21 protein-coding genes are annotated in these 26,980 nt (G+C 40.0%); 18 read left to right on the forward strand and 3 right to left on the reverse strand.

From position 1 onward, the window contains the following. From BLQ87_RS33655 to BLQ87_RS00575, 8 genes are read left to right on the forward strand one after another with little or no spacing between them, the layout of a single operon-like run. Complete coding sequence (locus BLQ87_RS33655) at positions 1-165, forward strand: hypothetical protein (RefSeq protein WP_172664781.1); 165 nt, start codon at positions 1-3, stop codon at positions 163-165. Between the two features lie 8 nt (positions 166-173). Then, entirely contained in the window at positions 174-1,754 is a 1,581-nt protein-coding gene (locus BLQ87_RS00545; RefSeq protein WP_074603966.1) for a lipase family protein, read from the forward strand. Positions 1,755-1,756: 2 nt separating this feature from the next. After that, positions 1,757-2,095: a hypothetical protein gene (locus tag BLQ87_RS00550; protein WP_074603967.1), complete on the forward strand. Its 339-nt coding sequence runs from the start codon at positions 1,757-1,759 to the stop codon at positions 2,093-2,095. 2 nt (positions 2,096-2,097) lie between these two features. Further along, entirely contained in the window at positions 2,098-3,273 is a 1,176-nt protein-coding gene (locus BLQ87_RS00555; RefSeq protein ID WP_074603968.1) for a hypothetical protein, read from the forward strand. A gap of 34 nt (positions 3,274-3,307) precedes the next feature. Next, positions 3,308-3,808 carry a DUF4280 domain-containing protein gene (locus BLQ87_RS00560; protein WP_074603969.1) on the forward strand — a complete coding sequence of 167 codons (501 nt, stop codon included), beginning with the start codon at positions 3,308-3,310 and terminating at the stop codon, positions 3,806-3,808. Positions 3,809-3,825: 17 nt separating this feature from the next. Beyond that, on the forward strand, positions 3,826-6,507 hold the full coding sequence (locus BLQ87_RS00565) for a hypothetical protein (protein WP_074603970.1): 2,682 nt from the start codon (positions 3,826-3,828) through the stop codon (positions 6,505-6,507). Next, entirely contained in the window at positions 6,504-7,535 is a 1,032-nt protein-coding gene (locus BLQ87_RS00570) for a hypothetical protein (protein WP_074603971.1), read from the forward strand. The genes BLQ87_RS00565 and BLQ87_RS00570 overlap by 4 nt, the downstream gene beginning before the upstream one ends. A 3-nt stretch (positions 7,536-7,538) precedes the next feature. Beyond that, on the forward strand, positions 7,539-8,549 hold the full coding sequence (locus BLQ87_RS00575) for a hypothetical protein (RefSeq protein ID WP_143010291.1): 1,011 nt from the start codon (positions 7,539-7,541) through the stop codon (positions 8,547-8,549). 106 nt (positions 8,550-8,655) lie between these two features. Here the strand turns inward: BLQ87_RS00575 and BLQ87_RS00580 are convergent, their stop codons facing one another. Both BLQ87_RS00580 and BLQ87_RS00585 read right to left on the reverse strand, forming a co-directional pair. After that, on the reverse strand, positions 8,656-10,569 hold the full coding sequence (locus tag BLQ87_RS00580) for an ATP-dependent DNA helicase (RefSeq protein WP_074603973.1): 1,914 nt from the start codon (positions 10,567-10,569) through the stop codon (positions 8,656-8,658). Between the two features lie 28 nt (positions 10,570-10,597). Further along, the gene (locus tag BLQ87_RS00585; protein WP_176832984.1) at positions 10,598-11,308 is read right to left on the reverse strand and encodes an AcvB/VirJ family lysyl-phosphatidylglycerol hydrolase; all 711 of its coding nucleotides are present in this window, start codon (positions 11,306-11,308) and stop codon (positions 10,598-10,600) included. Positions 11,309-11,615: 307 nt separating this feature from the next. Here BLQ87_RS00585 and dnaA point away from each other — a divergent pair, with 307 nt between their 5' ends. From dnaA to BLQ87_RS00625, 8 genes are all read left to right on the forward strand, one after another. After that, on the forward strand, positions 11,616-13,049 hold the full coding sequence (dnaA, locus tag BLQ87_RS00590; RefSeq protein WP_074603975.1) for a chromosomal replication initiator protein DnaA: 1,434 nt from the start codon (positions 11,616-11,618) through the stop codon (positions 13,047-13,049). A 341-nt stretch (positions 13,050-13,390) separates the two neighbouring features. Continuing rightward, positions 13,391-13,609: a hypothetical protein gene (locus BLQ87_RS00595; protein WP_074603976.1), complete on the forward strand. Its 219-nt coding sequence runs from the start codon at positions 13,391-13,393 to the stop codon at positions 13,607-13,609. A gap of 140 nt (positions 13,610-13,749) precedes the next feature. Further along, entirely contained in the window at positions 13,750-16,785 is a 3,036-nt protein-coding gene (locus tag BLQ87_RS00600; protein ID WP_143010292.1) for a hypothetical protein, read from the forward strand. Positions 16,786-16,793: 8 nt separating this feature from the next. Continuing rightward, the gene (locus BLQ87_RS00605; protein ID WP_083361628.1) at positions 16,794-20,162 is read left to right on the forward strand and encodes a DUF6443 domain-containing protein; all 3,369 of its coding nucleotides are present in this window, start codon (positions 16,794-16,796) and stop codon (positions 20,160-20,162) included. Beyond that, on the forward strand, positions 20,162-20,452 hold the full coding sequence (locus BLQ87_RS00610; RefSeq protein WP_074603979.1) for a hypothetical protein: 291 nt from the start codon (positions 20,162-20,164) through the stop codon (positions 20,450-20,452). The genes BLQ87_RS00605 and BLQ87_RS00610 overlap by 1 nt, the downstream gene beginning before the upstream one ends. Positions 20,453-20,527: 75 nt before the next feature. Beyond that, entirely contained in the window at positions 20,528-20,956 is a 429-nt protein-coding gene (locus BLQ87_RS00615; RefSeq protein WP_074603980.1) for a hypothetical protein, read from the forward strand. 197 nt (positions 20,957-21,153) lie between these two features. Further along, positions 21,154-21,846 (forward strand): uracil-DNA glycosylase family protein, encoded by a 693-nt coding sequence (locus BLQ87_RS00620; protein ID WP_074603981.1) that lies wholly within the window; start codon positions 21,154-21,156, stop codon positions 21,844-21,846. Positions 21,847-21,879: 33 nt separating this feature from the next. Further along, entirely contained in the window at positions 21,880-22,431 is a 552-nt protein-coding gene (locus BLQ87_RS00625) for an ORF6N domain-containing protein (RefSeq protein ID WP_074603982.1), read from the forward strand. Here the strand turns inward: BLQ87_RS00625 and BLQ87_RS00630 are convergent. Next, positions 22,428-23,150 carry a Crp/Fnr family transcriptional regulator gene (locus BLQ87_RS00630; RefSeq protein ID WP_074603983.1) on the reverse strand — a complete coding sequence of 241 codons (723 nt, stop codon included), beginning with the start codon at positions 23,148-23,150 and terminating at the stop codon, positions 22,428-22,430. The two genes, BLQ87_RS00625 and BLQ87_RS00630, sit on opposite strands and share 4 nt — an antisense overlap. A gap of 178 nt (positions 23,151-23,328) precedes the next feature. On the opposite strand from BLQ87_RS00630, the gene BLQ87_RS00635 reads away from it, so the two are divergent. Both BLQ87_RS00635 and BLQ87_RS00640 read left to right on the forward strand, forming a co-directional pair. Further along, the gene (locus BLQ87_RS00635) at positions 23,329-23,700 is read left to right on the forward strand and encodes a DUF1508 domain-containing protein (protein WP_074603984.1); all 372 of its coding nucleotides are present in this window, start codon (positions 23,329-23,331) and stop codon (positions 23,698-23,700) included. 371 nt (positions 23,701-24,071) lie between these two features. Further along, positions 24,072-26,978, forward strand: coding sequence for a tetratricopeptide repeat protein (locus tag BLQ87_RS00640; protein ID WP_074603985.1), 2,907 nt, complete (start codon positions 24,072-24,074; stop codon positions 26,976-26,978). The last annotated feature ends 2 nt before the right edge of the window (positions 26,979-26,980 follow it).

Here is a 26,980-nt window from a genome sequence, read left to right on the forward strand (position 1 = left end):
ATGGCGATTAACAAGACAGCGAAGAATTTATTGATCACCATAAAGACGAATTACATTGCTTCTTCGAAAACATTTGCAGACACTGCAGAGAAGGTGGAAATAGTGGCAACGGGCCAGAATCTGGCTTTGGTTTCTAACAAGAAAGTTTGTATAACCTCTAAATAAACAAACAGATGGGAGATATAAAGTTCAAGGAGCCGAGGTTTGTAATACCTGAAGCTACAAGAGATAAAACGCTCATAGATGTAGTGATGTTTGTTGCCGGAACGACAGATCCGATTAATACGGAAGGGTTAAAGCATCAGGCAAACACCAAATACTGGCAGGGAAGCCCGGCAAATTTCTGGGCAGATATCAAAGAACTAAAGCTGCAATACCTCAACCTGCATATTGAGGGGAACTTCTTTAGCTGGTCCGGCGACAATAATACAGAAGAGCGAAACGCTGCAGCAGACCGGTTATTGGATTTACTGGGCAGAGTATATACAGGCTTTAAAAGAAAAGAAGTCCATCTACATTTAATTGGTCACTCTCATGGAGGAAACGTAATCAATCAGTTTACAAATCTGATTGAAACAGATAAACGGTTTCCGGCATTGTGGAAGGTAAAGAGCATTACGTATTTATCCACTCCGTTTTTTAGGAAAAAACACCAGCTGAATCATGCTAAACTGCATAAAAGTTGTCAGCTGATCAATGTGCGTAATCAATATGATTTAACACAGCAGCTGATTGCCGATTTTAGTTTAGTTAACCTGGAGGTTTTTCTTCAGGGCTTCCATCTTGATAATTTTGAAAAGGGGCTTAATATCTTTAAGACGGTAGATACTTCGGCATTTAAGCATTTGCTGAACGTATGGATCAATGACGATACGGAGGGGCCCTTTTTATGGAGGGAAACGGCAAAAGCTTTACAGGCAATTAATGTGTTAACCAATGAGTTTATTAAGTACATCAAAGCGATTAACGTTGTTAAAGTTAATTTAGATAAAGAAAGGGAGCAGTTTGTGAGTTTGCTGAATAAGTTCTTACACTGGTCTTATGAGACGCATGGAACTTTTGTCCGGAACAGCTCAAACAGGGCCGGTGGTTATGGACGTAAAGAGTTTTTGCAGGACATTAAATTAGCGAGTGCGATTGGCGTTTTTAATGAATTGTTTGCCATCAAGACCGGGGTGAAAGACAGTTATATATTGAACTTGCTGGCGAGGATATTCGCCGTCAATACCGGATTAACTGATAGCATTGAGTTGAATTCCTGGACGCCAAAAGATCAGGCAAAGGGCTTGAGCATCATCCCTATAGACATCACAGATAAGGATCCTTATCATAGCCGTGGTAAAAAAGGGTTATGTGATGGATTTATAAAAGGGGCGGTCGGCGCTTTACAACAGAACAACCTCGAGGAATTACTGATGCGGTTGATCAGTCAGTTTATAAAGCCGGTACACATGACCATTTTATATTATGTTCTCGATGCAGCCGAGGTTTTTGTGACGGGTGATTTAGATGATGAGGTAACGAAACTAAGAAAAAGCATCTCGGTGTATTCCACGCTGGTGAAACAATTTCATGTGGAGCTGGTTACAAAAGCAGATGAAAAAGATTTTGAATTAAAGGTAAGACCAGGCGGAGTTCCATATTTAGCTACTGTAGCACATAGTTTAAGTCATACTAAGTTCTGGCCCGGGGTAGAAAGCGGGTTGCGGGGTGCATTTAGTTCAGGTAAAAATCCAGGTTATAAAAAGAAATAATTATGAAAAAAGTGCCCAGCCTGATTTATAAGGTAATCCTTGTGTTTTTACTATCGGCTTTAATCATTACGCTTTGGTTTATCGTTGCATTCCATGATGCGGTTCCGGAGCTTACGTTTAATTCCATCGTACATATTTTCCTGCATTACGGCATCCCATTAAGCATTCCTCCTGTAGTCTCCTACTTAATCATTCATTTCCTGTCTGAGAAAGTTAAGACCAGCTGGATGCGTTATGCGTTCATCTTTATCATCCTGTGTTGTATGATGCTTTTGATGATTTACATGTTCGTATGGTACCTTGGCGTTGGGTTGATCACAGATGACCTTTTTTCACAATAAATATGAATAATTTCTCCACATATCAGATCAGGAAAGGTGATACTTTATTAAGTGTGGCTATTGCCTTGGGCTATAGCGTGGAGGAAATGGTTACATTTCACAATGCACATTGTGAGCCTTTCGATTCAATTGAAGATTCCTTTTTTCCGGATTTAAAGGAGGTGATTATTCCTGTGAAAAAGTCCAGATATACGTTTTTTGAACAGGTGGAACCGGAAGAAAAACAGGTATTGCAAAAGCGCGTTCCGGAGAATAGCCCTTATTTATATTTAAAAGAGAACCCGAATGCCATTCATTATGGGGTTGAAATCCATATTGATAAGTCAGGAGCCATAAATACCATCAAATATGAGATGAGTATGAAGTTGCTGAGGTCCAACGAAAAGTACCACTTATTTGAGATGGATAAGACATCTGCAACCTATATCAATGATGCAGAGGCAGACAGTGTTGCCGAAGAAATTGCGGTCATCACAGCAGGTGCACTTTACCCTTTACAATTGGTGATCAGTGCGTCCGGAGAATTGGTCGAGCTGAAGAATTTCGATGAAATCATCGGGAGATGGACAAGTGCACAGTTGAAACTACGTAAACAGTATACAGGTGAATGGATCGGGAAATACATTGAGCTGACCAGCAGGACCCTTTCAGATCAGGGGCTGTTGTTGAACAGTTTACGCAATGATTATGTTTTAAGGTCATATTTTAATGGCATTTATGGTGTTTACACTGCTGATTTTAGCCTTCATAAAGAAAGCACTTTCCCATTTGGACTGGATGCCGGTGAAATTGCTTTTTCTGTAACACATTATATGGAAAAACATTTGGATGAGTACCATTTAAAAAGAATAACAAGCGTTGCTGAGGTCATAGATCTCCGCAGTGGAAATGACATTGAAAATGGTTTCCAATTCCCTTCTAACGGAGCTGTGGATGTTGCAGACAAGTTATCCGGAAGTTATACTGTGCAGTATTTTTTAGACCCTGCAAACAACTTTATCAGAACGTTATTGGCCGAGTACAGTCTGGACTTAGATCAGGTACCGAAAATTACGGTCATGATTTCGGATCTGGAAAGCGGGGAGGAACAACACCAGCAATTGTCTGCTGACATAGAAGAACAGAACGCCGAAAAACAAAAGTCTTTTTGGACACGTGTAAAACAAATATTGGACTAATCATCTGGATGGTCCCCTTTTAAAGAATAGGATTATGAGCGAAAAACACATCGTAGTGCAAGGTGCCACCGTAAAATGCATTTTTAGTGTAGAGCCAAAACTGGATAAGTTAAAAGTGAAAACACATAAAAAGCATTATGCGAATGATAAAGACGGTAGTGATAAACTTATTGGCACAAGCAAAGAACTTGGACAAACATTAGAAAAGAACACATTTGGTAAATGTAAAAAACAACCTGCGGGAGTTGATTTCCTCCCTTGCCTGGCAGTAATTACAAAATGGAGTGGTTTTTATGATACGGTAACGCTAAGTAACGACGGTAAGATTCTTACAGAAAAAAGCAAGGCTACCTGTCCGATGGGGGCGCCCGACTGTATTGAGTTTACCGACCACGGACAAATTACTGAGCCTTCTGAGCAAAACTTTAAAAACGTAGAGCCGGAGGTACATAACCAGATCAATCCGATGGTTGATGTCCGGGATATGTATAAAAAAGAAGCTAAGCATGAGGGAATAACTGATACCAGCAGTTGATTTTAAATTGATTCAAAATGGCAAAAGGCGTAAAAAAAATAAAATGGACAGGGCAGGGGATTGTAAAAAATGAGCTATCAGTTCCGAATCAAAAGGTAGTCATTGCTCCTGACCAGGACGTGTTTTTTCAGGTGGGACAGTGGTATGAAAGTACTCCCGAGGCTGATAAGAAGAAGGCTGTAACCTGGATGTTCCAGGGCTGGAAAAAAAGAAATACTATTCTGGAAAAATCAGTGCCTGCGGGTTATGCCTATGGCATTAAAATTCCGAAGAATCTTTGTGGTCCTTTTCAATATTACGTAGAAGCAAGCCTGTATCATAAAAAAGACCTGGCCAATCAGACCGGATTGATTGTCAGCGGATATTGTCCTCCGAAAATAGTAACCAGTAAATGGTGTACCAGCAACGATGGGAAAGATGTACGCAAGGAACATGTTTTTTCTTATGGGGATGTCATATACCTCAATTTAACGACCGAAGGACTCAACGGACATGTAAATCTATCTGTGGATTTTTGCAGGCGCATTACCGGTACAGATGATCCTGTGATATTTACACAAAAGAGTGTGGATGTGATTGATGGGGAGATCAACCTTGAATTGAGCAATACTTTTAAATGGTATGCCCAGGTGATCAGGCCAAACCCTGTCGATCAGTTTTATGTGAAGGTTTATGATCCTGCCAACAGAAAATACATCACCGATAGCAATAAGGATACGGAGCATGCACGGTTTTTACGGATTAAGAATAAGGTTGCTTCTACAGTAACTAAAACCCCGTCAAATCTAACGCCTTTAAAAATCGGACAGGCAGACAAGAATCATCAGAGTTATGGTTTCTGCAAATACATTACGATCAAACAGAATCAAAAGCTTGTTTTTGATGAAGCTGATTTGCGCAATGGCAAAAAGAAGGAAAATGTAATACATCTGCATTATCTGGCTGGTGGAAGTGATAAGAACAAAACGATAAAGATAGAGTTAGGCGCTAAGGCGCCAGGTAAATGTGCAAACCATAAGGGGAAGGTATTTGACCTGGCGCCCTTGAAAAAGGCAGGGTTCATGAATGTTAAAAAGGACTCAGATGATGCGTTTTCATTTGATGTGAATTTTAAGTATAAGCATGAGAATGATTACATCGCCTTTTTCAAAGAATACTTTTTGCCCTCTCCTGCGATTGAGGCAAATTTACCATTGACTACCTGTGTCTATAGACATCTCCTGGATATTAATGTTCATCCTGATGTGGCCTGGGCAACTCATTTTAAATATGATCAACCTATAGGAGGTTTTTTTAGGGCCATTGATGTTAAAATCCAAAATGGCCTGGACGATGAGTTGAAATACCTGACCCCTTATCTTGTCGAAATTATAAAGTTTCAATATTCCGGTCTGCCAGATTTCATAACGAAGTTTATGGCGGATATGATCATGGATTATTTTATCAGCACTGCTCAGAAGTTTGGATTCGGGATTCATGCTTATCATACTTTTGATGAAAGTGGAAATAAGCCTGCGGTAATTATGGATTATACCGCTAAATACCCCTGGATAGCAAAAGCAGTGATTATATATTGTGTTATTCTTTCCGTTTTAGTGGATGCGATCATCTTATACTTAACCCGTGGAAAAGGAGCGGCTACCAAAATTGGAAAAGTCGCGTCGGCAGCCAGCAAATATGGTGGAAATGTAACCATTGCCATGAAGAGAAAAGGCTTTGAGTTTATTACCCCAAAGATCAGTGTGGTAAGAGCCAATTATTACGAGAAGCAAGCGGATGGAAGGATTGCCTTTGTACAGACAGAAAAAGTATTTGCACTGCCGTTGTTTGGGATACAATATGAAGACAAACATACACTGGGGAGCCTTGTGACTAGTGTTACTGGAATTGCGAAAGTCTTTGACTATGCACGGACAGCCATGACTATTTTTGGACACGTTAGTTTATTGAAGAAATTAGGTAAGAAATTCGGAGGTAGAAATTCTGCAGGTTCGTCTGGAACTGGATCCGGAGGTTCTTCCGGAGGTGCATCAGGTGATCAGGGGACTGGCGGAGAAAAAAAAGGGCCATCGATTATTAATACGAACGATATCAAAAGAGGGATCGACAATCTGGAAGAAGGTATTGAAAATAGTATCGATGGATTGTTTGAGAAGATAGGGCAAAAACTTAATTTCACGATCACGATAAAAGGAAAGTATGAAGCCAATTACGAAGTGATGATCAATCATTTGGTAGGTAGTGTCAGCATAAAAGACAGTCTTGAAAATTATGTAAATAATAGTAAGGGCATTATTGGTAGAAAAAAAGGAATAGATGCTGTTGCTTCATGTGAGCTTAAAGCAGGATACCATGTGAAAACGGACTGGATTATGCGTTATGCTCCTGCGTTTATTAAAGGTGTAATGCCGGTAGTAGACAATGAAGCACGTGCTGATGGTAAGGCTGAAATACATGGCAGCCTGTTTTTTGAACGTAAATATACGTATGCGAAGCCCGAACCTTATTATGTGGATAATGTGATTTTTTCGGGTATTGCGGGGACTTTGTCGGGGAGTGTTAAAACTCGTGGGAAGGACCGTGAAGGCAAAAGTGTTACTATACCTGCGACACCATTTATATTGATGGAGCCCTATGTTGCGAAAGGACAGAAAATATCTTTGTTGGATGATAAAATAATAAATGAGCCCAAATCATGATTAAAAGAACATTAGTAATATTAACATTAGTCAACTTGTTTGTTGCCTGTGGACAAGAAAAAAAACAATCGACAAATACGAAAATTATGAACACACAATATCCTGAAATCAATGCAAATAATTTTGAGCAGAAAATATTCGAAAGTGTAAAACACTATCCGAAAGAACCTTTATATTATATGCGCATTAATAAAAGCAATTGTGTGCTTGAGGTATTGATTAACGATTATCCTGTTCATGATGATTATGAATTATCGAACTATGCAACACCATTGGAGATTAATGATGCAATATTAAAAAGTGGAGTGCAAAAACTGACATATCGTTTATACCCGGTGGGCAACTTAATAAAGGAAGAATATGGAGAGGGGGATATCGTAACTACTTTAACAGATAATACCGCAATTTCGATATCGATCATAAGAATGGATAACAAAGGAGAAAAAACGACCGAGCATGAGGAGGTTGTGATGAAACATACAAGTTTGGTTGACGATAAAGGCCGATTTGTTGCTGCTGGTAAACCATATTATGAATTTACTTTTGACTTTAATGCGGAAGTGCCATATACAAATGAAGGCTGGAGTAAAGGACAAGATTTAACGAAGTTAGATCAAAAAGTTCTCGAACAAAAAACAATAGAATTCTATAAAGCGTATGCAAAGATTTATGAAAACAGAGGTACAGACTTACAAGCGAAATTAAAATTTGGTGAAGAAAGAAGGAATGCTGTTGCTTTTTATAAAAAACAATCTGATATAGATGACTTATGGAAAGTCTATTTAAATCGTTTCGATTATAAGAATAAAAAAATCCAACCGATTGAAAATTATAAAATGGTATTTTTTGGTGAGGGAAAAATTGTATTTCTACTATCAAATTCTTTAGAATATCCTAACAGAGGAGCCGGTGCCTTAAGAGTTAATTATATAGATAAGGACGGTGATGAGGCCTTTTTTATACCAAATGTATCTCTCTATTTGCCGGAGGGTAGAAACATAGAAGATGGTTTATACATGGCTAATTAAATTGTGAAAGTAAGATTTGCTCTGTTTGGTGTTTTGATGTTGATTCTTGCTTGTGGGCCTGAAAGGAAATCGATTGATACTAAAATTGTAAACATACAATATCCGGAAATCAATGCTGCTAATTTCGAGCAAAAATTAGTTGAAAGCGTTAAACATTATGCTAATGAGCCAATGTACTATATGCGTATCAATAAAAGTAATTGCGTATTAGAGGTATTGGTCAATGATTATCCTATGCATAAAGATTATAAGTTATCTAATTATGCGACTCCCTTGGACATAAACCGTGGCATTTTAAAGAGTGGAGAGCAAAAGCTAACCTATCGCTTATATCCCATAGGTGATTTGATAAAAGAAGAATATGGCGAGGGGGATAGCTCAATAACATTAACAGACAATACTTCAATATCCATATCTATCATAAAAATGGATGGCAAAGGAGGTCAAACGCTGGAAGATGAACAAGTAGTGATGAAGCATAATAATTTGACAGATAGTAAAGGCCATTTCATTGCCTCTGGGAAACCCTATTATGAATTTACTTTTAATTTTAAAGCTGAAGTACCCTATGTAAACGAGGGTTGGAGTAAAGGACAGGATTTAACAAAATTAGATCAGGAGGTTCTTGAACAAAAAACACTGAAGTTTTATAAAGAATATGCAAGTGTATATGAAAGTAAGAATGCTGATTTGTTAGCGAAATTGAAATTTGGAACGGAAAGCAGAAATGCCGTTGCATTATATAAAAAAGAGCCGGATATAAAAGAGTTATGGAAAGAACTATTAGCAGATGTAAAGGCAAATAATACAAAAATACAACCTATAGAAAATTATAAAATGGTGTTTTTTGGTGATGGCAAGATCGTGTTCTTACTAACAAATTCTTTAAAGCCGGAATACAGGGGGCTCGGAGCTTTAGTGATTGATAATGATGATTCAACATTAATGCCGGGTGTTTTTTTGTATCTACCAGAAGGAAAAAAGCTGGAAGATGGGCTATACATGGCTAATTAAATTGTGAAAGTAAGATTTGCTCTGTTTTGTATCGATTTCTTGCTGGTGAAAAGAAAATACAACTTGAGTGCCTTTTTCCGGGTATTTAAGAAGAGCTATTATCCAACTAAAACAGCTGTATCGTAGTGGCATTTTGTGCAGCTGCGGGCGTACTCATTTTCTTTTTCAGCAACTCATGTATCTTTTTCATCAGTAAATGTGGATCCTCCCAATTGCTGGCTTCTGCGGCAATTTCTGTAGCGGTACGCATTTTATACAGCTTATTTTCTGCTGCTAAACGATGCTGCTGGAATAAGTGAACCAGTTTCTGATCGGATTTACTTTTAGGTTTTCCGCGGATCTGTTTATTCAGGGGATTGATGACCTGCAGACTGATCTCTTTTGCAAAGTAATTGAAGGCCGCTTCAATTCTCGCATGAATGGCTTTATGGTCCTTTAAGCCACTGTCTTTCTGTAATTGACGAAGCTGAGACTGGAAACGTAAAGAGAGGTCCTGAAGGGCTTCTTCAGACCTGTTGAGGCTCCCAATCATTGACCTTAGTTCGGCGTCATTAGACTTCATGATTTCATGGTCTGATGTCACTGTATTCAAAGACTCGATTACCTCCTGGAAAGAGAACACATTACTGAATAAATAAATGATATACCTTTCCTGTGATAAAGATAACAATTCGCTCAGTTCATCCTCATTACCGGTATTCATATAGTTCAGCACTTCTATATTTGAGCGCAGGCTTTCTTTATTGATTTTGGAACGGAGGATCAGCCCGTTTAAGGTACGTACCCTGCTTAAAGCCACATACACCTGTCCTGAAACAAAGGAGTTTCCGGCATCGATGATGGCACTGTCAAAGGTTAAACCCTGACTTTTATGGATCGTTACTGCCCAGGCGAGCTTAATCGGAAACTGATAAAACTCTCCTACCTGCTGTTGAACGATGGCCTGATTTTCATTGGCTTTATATTCAAATGATTGCCAGGAAGCCCTTTCTAAAAGCAGGTCTTCCTCATCAGGAAAAGAAATATAGATCTCTTCTCCTGCGATAGACTTTACTTTTCCAATTTTACCGTTATAGAATTTTCTGTTTTCTCCGGTATCGTTCTTAATGAACATCACCTGAGCACCTATTTTTAGTCGCAGGGACTGTTCTACCGGAAGGGTTTGGATATTGAGTGTCCCGTCTATCTGCCCTTCAAAAATATAATCGTCACCTTCCAGTTCATCGAGTTTCTCATTGTTCACCGCATTGGCCTCTGCATTATGAGAGGTAATGATAATGTGATTCGATCCTTCTGCCTGTTTAAAATCAGGATCGAAGCGCTGGTTTAGAATGTCCAGTCTGGCATCACCAATCTGGTTGTTCCTGATGTCGTTCAGGATGTCTACAAATTCAGGTTCTGTTTGACGGAATACCTTTTTGAGCTCAACCTGCAGTAAAGGGTGTTGTTTCACTACCGTGGCTTCAAAAAAATAGGGAGAAGGGTATATTTTGCTTAGCAACTCCCAGTCTTCCCTTTTGGTGACCGGGGGCAGTTGAAATAAATCGCCAATCAGCAGGAGTTGCACACCGCCAAAAGGCGCGTCATTTTTCCTGACCATCCTTAGTATAGCATCTACTGCATCAATCACATCGCATCTCACCATGGAAACCTCGTCGATGATCATCAGTTCCAGTTCTGTGAGCAAGCTTTTTCTTTCTCTGGAATAGTTAAGTTCTGTGAGCAGGGTTTTGATCGAGACCACACCGGCCCTTAAGCTGGCCAGGTTCACATCACCCGGAAAAAAGGAACCTGGAGGAAGCTGGAACAGCGAGTTGATCGTTACTCCTTTTGCATTCATCGCTGCAACTCCTGTCGGGGCAACGATCACCGTCTTCTTTGCAGTCGTTTCTTTGATTTTTCTGAGTAAAGTGGTTTTCCCCGTTCCGGCTTTTCCGGTCAGAAAGATGCTTTGATTGGTATATTCAATAAACGATATGACTTTATCAAAAATTTCATTAGAAGGGTCCACAGTACTCATATCTGCAAATTTAGCCTAAATTTTCTAATCAATAAGGAAGTTGTGGCAATGATTTCCCACATTCCGAAACAATTGTTTGACTGGCAGGGAATTCATAATGATGGTCGCCGGGAAGGAGCTTAATTTTGAAATTTTTAAGCTTCAGTTCATTCAGCGGTTTAGGGTTTTCCTCAAGCCCGTAATAACAAAAGACCGGAATATGGATCTTTTCCACTTCGGGGATCACCTTGTATGCCTTGTCATCTCCGGCCAGGTTGAGGAGGTCTGCGGTATGGACTTTAAAGGCAGTACTGGCAAAGGGAGAAAGTAATTGCAATGATATGACCCTTCTTTTTGCCCGAAAAGGAAGCCGGTTGTAAATAAAGGGGACTACATCCGCGCCGAAGGAATAGCCGCAGAGGTAGATTTCGGACGCCTTATATTTTCTTCTATAAGTCCTTAATAGCAGCAGGATGTCTTTACTCAGTTCCTGGGGCGTTCTTTGTGTCCAGAAGTAGTTCCTGGAATTGAATCCTACGGTATGAAAACCTTTTTCTGAAAATTGGCGGGCGAGCTCATCTTCAAAATCCAGCCAGCCTCCGTCGCCGGAAAGAATAAAGATTAGTTTTTTTGAAGCGGGTTCTGCGGAAGGGTAGAGGATGATGGGCAGATCGTAGTCGTATCGCTCGAGCCCGGCATGGTCTGTTTTTCTATTCCGGAGAAAAATTCCGCAACCGGAAAATAAAAAAACTATAACCATAGCGATACCAATTTTCCAGTGAGCCATTCCCTTTTTATCGATTAATTTTTTGCTGCTGCAGATCTCAGATTAAAAATGTAAATTACGAAAAAAACGCCCGAACTCCCGCTGACGAATTCCACATTTTTTGAGTTATCCACAGCAAGCAAAAGTTATCCAGTCCGTATGATTTTAGGAATGAGCGAGTTACGAAAAAGGTGAGATTTTCCATCCGAATGTTGGTAAATTTTATGATCTTCGCACTCCCAAAACGACGGGCCCATCCGCAGTTTTAGTTATTATAAACCGTAAAAATTAAAGAAGAACTATGCAAAACACTTGTACTCAAGTATGGAATAACTGTCTCCAAATCATAAAGGATAATATCCCGGCCCAGAGTTACAAGACTTGGTTCGAACCGATATCTGCCCTTAAGCTGGATGGAAGCGTTTTAACCGTACAGGTACCTAGTTTATTCTTTTATGAATGGCTTGAGGAGCACTATGTAGCGTTATTGCGCAAAACCGTTAAGCAGCAGCTTGGCACAGAAGGAAGACTGGAGTATAATATTGTGGTGGATAAATCTACCAATGGGGCTTTACCATACACCACTAATATGCCTTCAAACGGAAGCATGTCTTCCACGAACAGGAAACAATCAATGCCTGTTCCGGTAAATGTAAACAGAGATATTAAGAACCCATTTGTGATCCCGGGATTGAAGAAGATGAATGTAGACCCACAACTGAATTCGAACTATACCTTTGATACTTTTGTTGAGGGTGACTGTAACCGCCTTGCCCGTTCGGCAGGACATGCGGTAGCCGCAAAACCAGGAGCCACTTCCTTTAACCCGCTAATGATCTATGGAGCTTCAGGTCTTGGCAAAACTCACTTAGCACAGGCAATCGGAAATGAGATCCGACAGAACCTACCTGATAAGCTGGTGATCTACCTTTCCTGCGAGAAGTTCTGTCAGCAGTTCGTAGAATCATTGAAAAACAATACGATCAATGATTTCGTGAATTTCTATCAGGCCATGGACGTCATCATTATGGATGATATTCACAACTTCGCCGGTAAAGAAAAAACACAGGATATTTTCTTCCACATCTTTAACCATTTACACCAGTCGGGCAAACAGATTATCATTACTTCAGATAAGTCGCCGAAAGACCTTACCGGTCTGGAAGAACGTTTGCTGAGCCGTTTCAAATGGGGCCTTTCTGCGGATCTTCAGATCCCTGAACTGGAAACAAGAATTGCGATCCTTAGAAAGAAAATGTATGCTGATGGAATCGACCTTCCTGATGAGGTAGTAGAATACGTAGCAAACAACATTGACAACAACGTTCGTGAGCTGGAAGGTGCAATGGTTTCCCTGTTGGCACAATCTACAATGAACAAAAAAGAAATTGATTTGCAACTCGCTAAATCAATGCTGAAGAACTTCATTAAAAACACAAGTAAAGAAGTTTCCATGGATTATATCCAGAAACTGGTTTGTGATTACTTCGAGGTTCCGGTACATTTATTAAAAGCGCCTACCCGTAAAAGAGAAATTGTTCAGGCCCGCCAGATCTCGATGTATTTGTCTAAAGGGATGACCAAGTCTTCATTGAAAACTATCGGTGCATTCTTTGGGGGTAGAGATCACTCTACAGTGATTTATGCTTGTCAGACCGTAGAAGATCTGATCCAGACGGATAAGACGTTCAGAGCTTATGTAAATGACATTGAGAAGAAACTGAAAATGAGCTAGTCAGCTCATACGCTAAAATATATCGAAGACCCGGAATGGAGTTCCTGATTAAGTTCAGAGCGTCATTCCGGGTTTTTGTTTTTATGGCATAAACTGTGTTTATTTTTTTAACAATTTTTTTTAATTGACTATTTTATTTGATTTTCAGTTTATTATATTTGGATTGATATTTTGTTTTTCCAATTATGAGCTTTATTTAAAACTATGACTTAATATTAATGCAGAGAAAACATTAAATTTTTGATTTTACACGAATTATACCAGGTGCATGTTTTTATATGAAAATATCTTTACTGATAATTCTTCTATAAAATACACCATAACCTCCCTATAAATTTTCAATGAAAATACGCTACCTCATCTTATTTGCACTCGCTATTTATGGTGCGAGTTGTCTAAGGCAAGTACCTCAAACCAACAAAGAGCAGAAAAATGTGATTACACCTCCTCCTGACGCTTCTGTCTTTGGACAATATGGAAATGCAGAAATTGAGCTCGATACGGGGATTCCAAAAATCGATATTTCACTTTACGAAGATAAAGAGAAGGATATAAGCTAAACATACAAGCATTCCACTTTGATTACATTTTCTCTCAAATTGTTATTCGAACTCAGGTTTAAGGATAACAAGAAAGGAAAGTATTAGATATTCCATCCCCCCCCCCTGATTTTTTTATGAACCAAATATCCACCTTATTTATGAAGTATTTTATATTTCTTATTGTTTGCTTGTTAGGAACCGATGTGTTTGCTCAACACAATAATAAATTGCAGTTTAATGTGATGCCCCCATCACCTGTAGCGAGTAAGTTTACAACTTATTTAGGAAATGAACCAAATTTGAGTAGTGGCACAGTGAGTATTCCTATCGATCTATACAATATAGAGCTAAAGGATTTTTCTCTCCCGATAAAGATGACCTATTCTACTTCAGGCATTTCAATTACTGATACGCCGTTTCCCTATGGATACGGATGGGTGTCAAATATCAATCCCCGCATTACCAGGAAAGTATTAGGTAGAGCAGATGAACGATATCCTTTTAAGGATAACTATACGCTACAAAATGATTGGATCAATAGGAATAATGGTAAAGCAGCTATGGTTTCTACAAGTTATTACTATTCTTTGTTAAAAGGAATGGTTTCAGATAAAGGAGAGCTTGTTTCTTATCAGTTGTATAAAGAAGATCTTTATGATGGACAGAAAGATATTTTTACCATTAATCTTCCTCACAAATCAATCACGTTCCTGATAAAGAAGGAGCTAAATGGGTTCAAAGCATACACCTACGGGAATTATGTTAAAATAGATCTTGTTAATAGCGCACATGGTGTCTATGAGTTTATTGACCACATTACTGTGACGGATGAGGATGGAACCATCTATAGATTCGGAGCTCCCTTCGATGCCTTCCAAAGCAACTATGTTGAAGCTAATGGTGAAATAATTATCACATCCTGGCTCTTAAGGGAAATAGAAGCAAAAAACCATCAAAAGATAAAATTTATCTGGGCGAATTTTGATACAAGTAATTCCGCCCCACTCGTGTCAGTGGCGACTACGGTAAATGATTTAAAAAGCAGACGTTTACCACATACACCCGCCGCTGGGGAGTCTCCAAACTCAAAGCCTCCGGAAAGCCGTCCTGAAGTATCAATTTCTGCGTTAAAAATAGATATGGATGAGTATACTAATCCAGACAGTAAAATGCTGACGAAAATTGAATTTCCTTTAGGAAGCGTTGACTTTTCTTATCTGAGTAGGACCTTACCTCTGGTCAACAATATAAAGATTAGTGACTTTGCAGGAAGTATAATTAAAAATGTAGATTTTGCCTATGGAGAGTGGAATGCCCAGCAAGATCAGTTCCTGTTAAAGCAGATTTCAGTAAATGATGATAAGTACAAATTTGAATATAACACGAATAGATATGGCAAAGGAAGTACTTCAATCGATTTATGGGGTTTTTATAATGGGAAAGTGAATCAATCTCATGTCCCAAAAGTATTTTTAAAATACTATTGGGAGTATGCTTTTAAGAACCTTCCTCCTGTAAATAATGGTCTTTCCGTAGGGTTTGCTGACAAATCTGTCGACGAGTTGGCAATGAAGGCATTTATGCTCGAAAAAATAATTTACCCTACTGGCGGTTATAGTACTTATGATTATGAACCACACCAATTCAGTTTTAATGAGCAGTATTTAGGTTTTGACCCAAGTTCAAATTTTCCGAATACGCCTACAAAAGGAGGCGGACTAAGGGTGAAAACAGTGAAAAGTTACCATCACGATGGTTCATTACAATTAGAGAAGTCATACAAATATGGTATCGGTGAAAATGGACTGGCTAGAATAAAATTAATACCCACTCTCAACTCTTTCATTGACGAGATTTATAACTTTACCTATAACGCTTATGGTAGTGATTTCGCCCTTTATAACAGATTGTTAACAATTAAGGGACTGTCTGATTATTCAAGCTACGACTTTGGTAAATCTGGGTTCTGGTACGATGAAGTGACCGAGTACTCCTTAACAAATAAGAGGACCGTCAAATTTATATTTAAAGACGATGTGGTGGCGAAATTACAAGGTCCCAGATTTTTTCAGAAGAAGTTTACACAAATAACTTCCAGCCTGTTTCAAAACGGACCTCAAATTAAGGAAGAAATAAATTACCTGAAGACGAGCTCTGGTTATTCTCCGCTCTTGAGGAAAAATTATGATTATGAGTGGATTAGCGATCCAAACGGTCAAATTCAAAATATGTTGATCGACCGAAGAATTGGAACAAGTTTAGATGGAAACACATGGGTTGAAGGAACACATGCTATATACCCCGCATTCCCGGAATTTATTCCATGGGGTACTCAGGGCGGGGAATTCCAGCTGTTTCCGGAGCATTTTAGTGCAAGTGATTTTACTTTCAATGAAGCAAAGTATTATATCGATCCAGGTATTTATCGCTTGAAAAGTGAACAGCAAATAACCTATGCATTATCCGATTCAATTATAAACATAAAAACATTTAGTTATAACCCGGATAAGATCACATATCCGAAAACTGTCGAATCAATTTCCAGTAAAGGTGGTACTCTTAATCGTAAAACTTCAAAATATCCATGGGAAAGCAGCTTAGATATTTATCAGCTTATGGTACAAAAGAATATGTTGGATAAGCCTATTGAAGAACTTTTTACCACCAACCAGTCTACAACATTACTCAGTAATAACTACGCTGTAGATACAAATTTGTCAAATGAGCTGGTTTTTCTACAAAATCAAACGATTCACATTAACGCTGCATTAAGTAAGATAATTTCTTTCAAACGATATGATCTCTATGGTAATCCATTGGAGTTTAGTATACAAAAAGCTCCGTCAACTACCCTTTTATGGGGGTACAAGGGGCAGTACCCCATTGCAGAGATTGTAAACGCCAGCTATAGTGATGTATTAACTAAACTTGGTGGAGAGGGGGTGATTGATCAGTTTAACAATGCTTCAGTGACTGAAGATTTTATTCGTCAGAAGATGGCCCAGTTGAGATCCGGACTTCCCAATGCACAGATTACGTCCTTTATATATAAACCCTTGGTGGGGATAACTAGTAAGACCAATCCTAATGGTAGAATTGAATATTATGAGTATGATGGATATCAAAGATTGAAGAATGTGAAAGACCAAAAGGGAAACGTTCTGAAAAATACAACTTATCACTATAAGCCTTAAATGCTCTGATGATGGAAAATAGAAAGAATCAAATTACCACTTATTTTATAGGACTAATCTCCATGTTTACTTATGTAAATGTCAATGCTCAGGAAGAACAGGATAGGACTGTAAATATTTATAATAATGAAACTGAAATCACTGCCAAAGGCAGTATAACCTTAAAAGATGGCTTTTATATACCGGCAGGTAAAACAGTCAGGATCTATACTACCGGACTGAGTTTTGAAAAATATGTTCCTGTTCTAAATTCGGTAAGTGTGAATCAGAATTACATCTTGACCAGGACCTTTAAACGTCCGGGTATCTTTACCGATACTGATATCGCGGCAGGAGGACGGAACACCTCAGAGGTGAATCAGACAGTCCAATATTTTGACGGATTAGGCCGGTCTCTTCAAGCAATAACCATACAGGGAAGTCCAGGCTTCCGGGATATGGTACAGCCTGTGGTTTATGATGCTTTTGGCAGGGAGGCAGTGAAATACCAGTCATACGCTGAAGTGAGCAATGGTGGTGGTTACCGGGCAGATGCGTTAACACCGGGAGCGGGGCAGGCTAGTTTTTTTAGTGGTACAACGGGTATTAAAGCCACAACTAAACCTTTTTCGGTAATGGTATTTGAAGCCAGTCCTTTAAACCGGGTCTTAGAGCAAGGCGCTCCTGGTGACGCCTGGCAGCCTGCGTCTAGCCGTACGGCTACTACTGGACGAACAGTTGTGAGTGAGTATGGAACAAATCTAGCTGAAGAGCCGGTCAAGTTGTGGACGGTGACTTCTTCGGGAGCTTCCTCTGCAGCCAACTATGCGACTGGAAGACTATATAAAACCAAGATCAAAGATGAGAATTGGGTAAGCGGAAACGCAGGTACTGTTGATGAATATAAAGATTTTGATGATCATGTGGTGCTCAAAAGGGTGTGGGAAACTGACACCAAGAGCTTGTCTACATACTATGTGTATGATGACTTTGGTGATCTTCGCTATGTACTACCTCCGGGAGTAAATGAGAATGGTTCCGACACCAATAGCTTTATGGAAAGTGATACGGTATTTAAGAACTTTATTTATGGTTATCATTACGATGACCGAAGAAGGCTGATCGAAAAGCAAATTCCCGGAAAAGGTTGGGAGTATATGGTGTACAATGTCCTTGACCAAATCGTGCTGAGCCAGGATTCCGTTCAAAGAGGATCAGGCAAATGGAACTACAGTAAATATGACGCTTTTGCGAGGGTGGTGACTACGGGTTTGTATACCAGTAGCCTTGCCAGGTCAGCCATGCAAACCGAAGTCAGTACTGATGGAATAACCAATATCCTTTGGGAAAGCAGGCCGGATGCTGTTGGCTCGGACTATACCAATGTTGCTTTCCCAAGGGTTAGTACTGAAGCACAGGTGATCAGTTATTATGATAATTATAGTTTTGTTGGAAATACTTTTGGTGCACCTACCGGAGAACAAATGCCCGCTGACCGTACCAAAACCTTATTGACGGGAACAAAAGTAAATATCCTTGGAACGACGACCATGCTTTTAACGGTCAATTATTACGATGATGAAAGTAGGGTGGTTCAAAGTAAAAGCCAGAACCATTTAAATGGTACCGATGTAGTGGAAAATACCTATGATTTCATTGGACAGCTGAAAGCCAGTACGCGTACCCATGTAGGAAATGGTGCAACAACAACCATAGCCAGACGCTATGACCTGGATCATATGGGGCGGAAATTAGCCACCTGGGAATCTATCAATGGGGCTGCAGAGATTGCTCTGAATAGAATGTATTATAATGAACTTGGGCAGTTGTTTAAAAAATCTGTACATAGTGCAGACACGACAAACTTCCTCCAGTCGGGTACCTATGCCTATAATGAAAAGGGCTGGACAAAGACCTATAGTTCTCCTCAGTTCAGCTATGATCTGAAATACCAGGATGGAACAACCCCTCAATTTAATGGAAATATTGCAAATCAATTTTGGGGAAGTAATACGAGCTATCCGAACGTATTTACCTATGGTTATGATCATTTAAACAGATTATTGAGTGGAACCAGTACAGGCACTGTAATGAGTGAACTGTTGACCTATGATGAGATAGGGAATATTGTCTCCTTAAATAGAGACGGGGCCTTGGGTAGCTATACTTACACCGGAAATAAGCTGAACCAAGTTACCGGCGGACTTGCAACAGGTGTTTACAGTTATGATGCCAATGGTAACGCTAAGGTAGATGGAAGGACTGGAGTGACCTTAACCTATAACCAGTTGAATTTGCCGGCTGCAGTAAGTAAAATAGGTTTAACAATGGCCTATACTTATGATGCAACAGGTGCTAAACTCAGAAAGACAAGTAACGGTGCAACTAGGGATTATGCTAAAGGAATAGAGTACGATGGTGCCAATATTGATATCATCCATAATGAGGAAGGCTTGGCCAGAAGAAATGGAAGTGTTTACAGCTACGAATATAATCTGACAGATCACCTTGGAAATGTGAGGTTGAGTTTTTATAAGAACCCAAGCGCTGCTTTAGAAGTTTTACAGCAAACCAATTATTATCCATTTGGAAAGACCTTGGTTGCAAAGGATGGACCAAACAAGTATCTTTATAATGGTAAGGAGTTACAAGAAGAGCTGGGACAGCTTGATTACGGGGCAAGGTTCTATGATCCGGTAGTTGGGAGATGGAACGTTGTAGATCCATTAGCTGAAAAAGGAAGAAGGTGGTCGCCATATACATATACTTTCAATAATCCTATAAGATTCACTGATCCTGATGGAATGTGGCCGGACGGACCAGGTGATGAGGATGACGATGGAATTCCAATTGGACTTCAAACAGGAATGGCAATCGGTGGAGCTATAAGGCAGGGCTGGAATTCTTTAAAGACCCTTGTTGCTAATGCTGGCGATGCTGTAGGAATAAATAAAACTGCTTCAGGTAAAAAGTGGCAAGCAGTCGATCAGTATTCAAAGGAGAGTGATAGCTATAATTCTGTGATGGTTCAGGTCCCTAGGGAAGGTGCTGTAAAAGATGCTCTTGGTCATTTAGGTGATGGGGTAAACGCAGTGGCATTGTATGCATCTCTAACAAAGGGTACTACAAACACTTTGCTAGCTAAGACAGGAAAAGAAGCTTCTGCAGCGAGCTCAATGAATAAAGCGATTTCTTCTCTAAAACAAAATATCTCAGAGCATACACAAAAGTTAAAAGAATATAAAGCAGATCCAATGAAGTTTGACAACAAGGGAACGCTTAAGAATGCTCCAGAAGAATTACGCGCTAAAATTATAGCGGGTCGGGTTAAACATTTAGAAAAGGAGATTCAAACATTTAGAGAGAATATTGAAAAGATTCAAAATAAAAAGAAGTGATGAAAATAAAATTGGAAGATATAGAGCAGATGATTTCTGTACTCTTATTAAGATATAAGGAGGCTAATGGAAATGAGATCGAGATAGAAAATGATTTTTATTGGGATTTTGCATCAAATGAAATTTACAATCCTATGGAAGAGCCAAAGGACTTGTCATTAGGTCAGCTTACTGACGATTGGGATACACTTAGACATTCTTTTCTTTCTGACAATCTAATTCCTTATGATTTGCAAAGGATCTCCAACATTCTTAAAGCTTTGAGTATTGAGAAGCCTATTTATACTTAAAGCCAAGCTGGTGAAGTGCTTTTATTTGCTTTAAATATAGAACTCAGAGCCCGGTTATCCGGGCTTTGTTGTTTATTGATTATACTCTTTTCTTGTATTGGCATCCCGGATAAAAGCGTAAATAATGGCTATCAGGTGAGATTTGTCGTCATCAGAAAGCATCCGAAAAATGAAATTCCCTCCGGGAATTATGTGGAATTAAACGATGATCTTAAAGGAATTGTGGCCAGATATATTAAATATCAGTCTTGTAGTGATTGTCTGTATGAGCTCTATTTTAATAAGATCGATCCTCATTATAGTCAGGTTATTCTCTATAAAGGGAATAAATCACTTACGGTTGATGAATATGAAAAGAATGGGAGATTTCCGGTTATATATACTAAGGTATCAGATAAAAAGATCGGTGTGTATACCGGAAGTGAGGGGTATTTTAAAGCTCCAAAAAATCAACGGGGAGATGTAAAAGAAAAAAAAGCAATAAATCCTTTAATGTATGGGTGATCTCAGACAGCTTAAATGTCCGAAAGATAGATACACTGAATGACGCCTATCCTTTTCTACCATTGCCGGTAAAACGTGGGTTTCCTCCGCTTTAGTCGATAAGATATTGGCATTTGGAAGTTGTGGGGTATGTCAATCATCATTGCTCATTCAGAAATGAACTATTGGTTTACCGCCAGAATTTCTATATTTAGGATATGTCTACATTTGCCGAAAGGATCATCTCATTTAATGAAAGCCTGGAGTTTACCGGGACCTTGCCCGAGGGAATCAGGATCATGAACCCCTTTAAAGAAAGCCCTGTTGCCTTACAATCTTCATCTACATTTTACCGGAAGTACTATGATGATGAGTTACCCAGGCATCTGATTCTGGGAATCAATCCCGGACGCTTTGGTTCAGGATTCACTGGTATTTCATTTACCGATCCCAAGCGCCTGGTGACCAATTGTCAGATTGACTTTCCAGGGCCCATGACACATGAGCCTTCTTCCGAATACATTTATGACATGATCAAAGCTTTCGGTGGGGTGGAGGAGTTCTATCAGCAGTTTTATATTCACTCCATCTGTCCTTTAGGCTTTACCATTATGGGAGAGAATGGCAAGGAGACCAATTATAACTATTACGACAATAAGGCTTTGTTGAAAGCAGTCTATCCTTTTATCGTGAAGAACATCCGGACGCAAATTGCGATGGGCTTTGAAACGGATGTTTGTTTTTGTTTTGGAACAGGGAAGAACGAAGCCTTTTTTAGAAAACTAAATGAGGAGCATCATTTTTTTAAGAAAATTGTTGCGCTGGAACACCCGCGATATATTATGCAGTACAAATCTAAGCTGAAGCAGGAGTATATCGCTAAATATCTTCAGGCTTTCAGCGAAAAATAACCACTTGGTTCTGATTCTTGATATATTAGACTTATGAGTCAACTAAAGAATGTGATCATTCCAGAGGAACTGATCGTTAGTAAAATATATCTGATCAGGGGACAAAAGGTGATGATCGATCGCGATCTTTCAGAAATGTATGGTGTAGAAACCAGGGTGTTGAATCAGGCGATAAAGCGAAATGCAAAGCGTTTTCCTCCGGATTTTATGTTCCAGCTAACCGTACAGGAATTGTCGGATTGGAAGTCACAAAATGTGATATCCAATAAGGAAAAAATGGGGCTAAGGAAATTACCTAAGGTCTTCACTGAACAGGGGGTAGCGATGTTATCAAGCGTTCTTAACAGCGAGACCGCCATAGCGGTAAACATCAGGATCATCAGAACATTTACACGCATCAGGCAAATGCTGACAGACCATACAGACCTTCGTCTGGAGGTGGAACAGATCAAAAAGAAGCTGGACCATCAGGACAAAAATATGGAAGCTGTATTTCAGTATCTGGATGAATTGCTGGTGAGGAAAGAAGCGCCCGAACCTGATCGGAAAAGTATTGGTTATCAGTTTGGTTCCGGTAAATCTTAACGAAGTTTAAGGCTTTTATTGCTGTAACTCGAGATTTCAGCCAGCATTCTTATATCTGTAATCGTAATTTTGCGGCCCTCGGTATACAGGATGCCCAGTGTCTTAAATTCCTTTAAAATCCGGACCAGGTTCTCCTTGGCGATGCCAGCCATATTGGACAGGTCACTTCTGGAGATGTTAATGGTATCTTCATTCGCTTCCTCATTCTTGTATTTTTCCCTCAGCACGATCAGGGTGATGGCCACTCTTTCCCGGGCTGTTCTTTGTGTAAATACAGCAATATTGTTTGTTAAAACCGCATACTCATGGCTCATGTTCTTTAATAAACGTTGAGAAAGAATCACGGAATTGTGTAATACTTCCAGAAAATCTTCTTTCGGGATAAAGGCAATAATACAGTCTTCTATCGCAGTTGCAGAGTCCGGATAGCGGTCTTCAGCCAGGATTGCGTGATATCCGATCAGTTCTGTACTACCGGCCACATAAATGATCTGTTCCCTGCCATCACGGTCTACCTTATACTTTTTTACGATCCCCTTTTGAATGTAATATATCCCCGAAGGAACAGCACCTTCTTTAAAGATCACATCTCCTTTATTATAACTTTCTACAGTCATATTGACACAAAGGCGGTCATGGTCTTCGGAGGGAATACTTTTCAGGATAGATTGTGATTTGAAATTCCATTGATCAATTGGAAAAATTCCGGCTAGGCTCATATTCTCGTTCTCTCTGCAAAGTTACTTCTATTTTTTTTGCATTCTTCCACTATTAAAGGTCATGTTGCGGTAATAACTTTTTAAAATAATTGATATTTATCAGTTTTTCGATTGACACTGATGTGTGTTTTTTATTTCCGGCGATCTTAAATTTGCAGTCGTAAACTTTAAATGAGTTATGGCAAAATTTCAGATTATAAAAGACTTTGACAACAAGTACCATTTTAACCTAAAGTTGAAATCGGGCGAGATCGTATTGCGGAGTTCGGATCGTACGACTGCAAAAATCGCTTGCGAAAAGCAAATTGACCTGGTTAAGGCAAATTCAAAATTCGCACACCGTTTCAGCCGTCAGTCAGACGAACAGGGTTCTTATTTTATTTTGAAGGATGCGGATAACCAGGTGCTGGGGCGTAGCGGTTATTATACGTATTGGTTGGATATGGAACGTAGCATTGCTGCGATCAGAAGCTATACCCACGATGCAGAGCTGGAAGACTTAAGCAGCCTGACAGTAAAAGCGTCCGATCTGGACCTTGTAGCTGAATAATCCCTCAGAACACGATTAAAAATCATCGCTATATTCAAAGCAATACCTGGGCTAATCGCCGAAGTATTGCTTTTTTTTTAAGCCTTCCCTTCTTTTTTGTAACTTCTTTGATGGCAATCAGCGCTCAATTGGATGCGTTGTGGTTATTATGATCCTGTTTGGCCTTATTTCGCGGCCGGGTATTACTTTTAATACAATGGGAATGCGTTCTGAACAAAAGAAAATCGTAATTTTTGCTTTTTTATGAGGCGGAGCACATGCGAGGAGCACCTGTTGTAGATACATAAACCATGATTAGTGCAGGTGTGGAAAGATGCAGACCGGTTATATGATGAAGGAAATTAATGTCGCTGGCCTAAATTAGTATTGTTATGAAAAGAACCCATTTTTACTTGTCTTGTCTGCTTTGCCTGAATGTGAGCGGTCTTTCTGCACAAACCATCAATCCGGATAGCGCCGGACAAGCGTTAAAAGATCTGTCGGCTTTGAAAATCAAGGTCTTAAAGGAGTTTTCTTCTTCTCGGAAACCGGTGGAGGGGATTCAAAGGATGTTGCAGCTTGGGATGTGGAAAGAAGCTACCCGGGCGATTGCTGCACATCAGAAACCTTCAGCAAATTACAAACTGCTATCGGCAGATTATCTGATCCTCAGCAACGAGTTGAAAAAAGCGGAAGTGCTGGTGAATGAAGTACATAAAGCGCAACCTAAGAACGAAAAGGCAATCCTTTTAAAAGCATTTTTGGAAATCCAGGCCTGGCGATTGCCACAGGCGGCAAGCTTATGTGAGCAGGCTTTGAAAAGTCAGCCTTCGGAGAAATTATGGCTGATGCTGGGGAGAACGAGGTTATTGCAAAAGAATTATAAAGAAGCGATGGAAATCGCGAAAAAAGTAATGGCTGATCATCCTAAAAGTGCAGGTGCCTATTTATTGGAGGCCGATGTATATTTCTGGGATCAGCAACCTGATCTTGCGGTGGCTCCACTAAAAAAATCACTGGAAATCGACCCTTACAATGCGGACGCCCGCTTTAGCTATGGCTATGCGATCTGGAGAAGGGTAGATGCAAGGCAATTGAATGCCATGGCCGCCCAATGGGAACTGGCACTGGCCATCAATCCCCTGCATTTTCAAACACATTGGCATTGGGGCAATGGACATACCAACCTGACCTATGCGGATTATGCGGAAAAAGACGATGATATCGTAAGGAAAGCATTGGAAAAAGCAGATGATCAGGTACGTCAAAATCAGGTAAAGGAAGCAATTGAAACCACCAGGATGGTAGGGAAACAATATCCGGGTTCGGTATTGCCATTGATGCACCGGGCTTCGATCTATTATATTGCTTTTGATATGGACCGTAAAGTGAGGCTGGATTCTGCAGAGTCGATTTTCAGACGCATTCTGGCCATGAAAAAACACTATGGACCTGCTCATAATGGCTTATCCGCAGTGATCAAGTCTAAACGGATTCCATACCTCTCGGTCTATGATTCGATTTCTAATCAATTGAGTGCGACAAAGATTACGGATATGACGAATTTTCAAAAGGTATTTCCTGATGTGAATTATTATCCCGGAGAAACGGTAAAAGCGATGGCCTGGAACCAGTTGTTTACCGCTGTGGTCTATTTTCCTTTTCTCTCTAAACAAGAGAATGCTTTTCGGATTCCACCATTACACAACGACCTGGCCATTACGATGAATTCTCCTTCTTTCCGTTACATGACCACTTTCGACAACCGTCAATGGATGGACATCAGAGGGGTAGGAAGTGGTGCCGCGGCCATAGAATACGTGGAACGTGGGGCCTTTCTGGAAAGAAATGTGATTCTCCATGAATATGTCCACCTTTTTCATGGGCGGGTGCTGACAGATGCAGAAAATAGAAAGATCAGATCGTTGTATTATCAGGCAATGAAAGAAAAAAGGACCCTGGATTATTATTCTCAGAACAATGAAAGTGAGTATTTTGCACAAACCTATCCTGCCTATTTTGAACCTGTAAAAGTGCATCCCCTGGATTTTAAATCCATGAATACCACTTCAGACCTCAAATCTAAAGACCCGGAAATGTATCGGTTTCTGGATGGATTGGTGAAGAAAGAGCGGGCATACCTGGCCGGTGATAAACAGGCAATGGCCAGCAACTGGTCTGAGGTATACCTGAACCTGAGTACTAAAGTGAAACAACGAAATCCGGCGCTGGCAGCTGCTTATATCGATACTGCATTGGTTTATGATCAGAAATATTTGCCTGCCTATCTGGATTATGCACAGCTCAGAATAGAACAAAAAGATTTTAAAGACGCAGAGGGATGGATAAAAAAAGCGGAACAGATTAATCCTGAATATGCCCCGGTCTATTCTGCTTATGCAGACTTGATTGCGGCTAAGTTTGCTGCAAATGAAATAGCGCAGAAAACAGCGGTTCAGGAACAGGCAATGTATCTTAAAAAATCCTTCCGGCTGGAAGATGATTACCAGGAACTGGCAAGGGTGAATATGCAGTTGCGTGAAATGTATAAACGAAACGGAATGATTTCGGAAGCAATAGCCACTGCTCAGGAATATGGAAAAAACGGAGCAACAGTCTCCACTTACCTGAGAGACAGGAGGGACGACGCATTGGCTTATGCAGCGGTACTCCAGTCGGGACTCGGCTACAAAGAGCCCGTAATGGTTTTGAGGGAACTGGTGGAACAAAAGCCTCAGAACTTTGAATACCGGAATTTATATGCAGATGCATTGGCGGTTAACAAACAATATGATGTGGCGATCCAGACGCTGAAAGAGGCACAGCGAATTCTTGCGGCTTCCGGAAATGCGAGGGCAGATTACAACCTCCGGATCTCCGCATTTTATGCTGCTCAGGGCAATAAACCGGCTGCCGAAGAATACCTTCAGCCTTTTTTAACAGGTAAGACTCCGGTTAGAGACGGGGATAAATTAAGGTACGTGACCCTACTCGTCCTTACCGGACATCAGCAGGAGGGGGAAGCCGTATTTAAGGAAATCTCTGCCAAGGGAGAACCTTTTTATATGGCCGGTTATTTTTATACGAAAGGCAAACTGAATGCTGCCGGCGGACAGCAAGCGGAAGCCATCACTGCCTATGAGCAAGCGGTTTCGCTTAATCCTTATCTGTTTCTGGCTTATGCTGAACTGATTCCTGCATATGTTACGGGAGGTCAGCAGGCAAAGGCCGATGCATTAAAAACAAAGCTTTCCGGATTAGAGATCAAACCAGGTCCGGCTTTTGAAACCCCAAATTAATG

Origin of the sequence: Pedobacter steynii (genome assembly GCF_900103665.1) — a bacterium.
GTDB lineage: Bacteria > Bacteroidota > Bacteroidia > Sphingobacteriales > Sphingobacteriaceae > Pedobacter > Pedobacter steynii.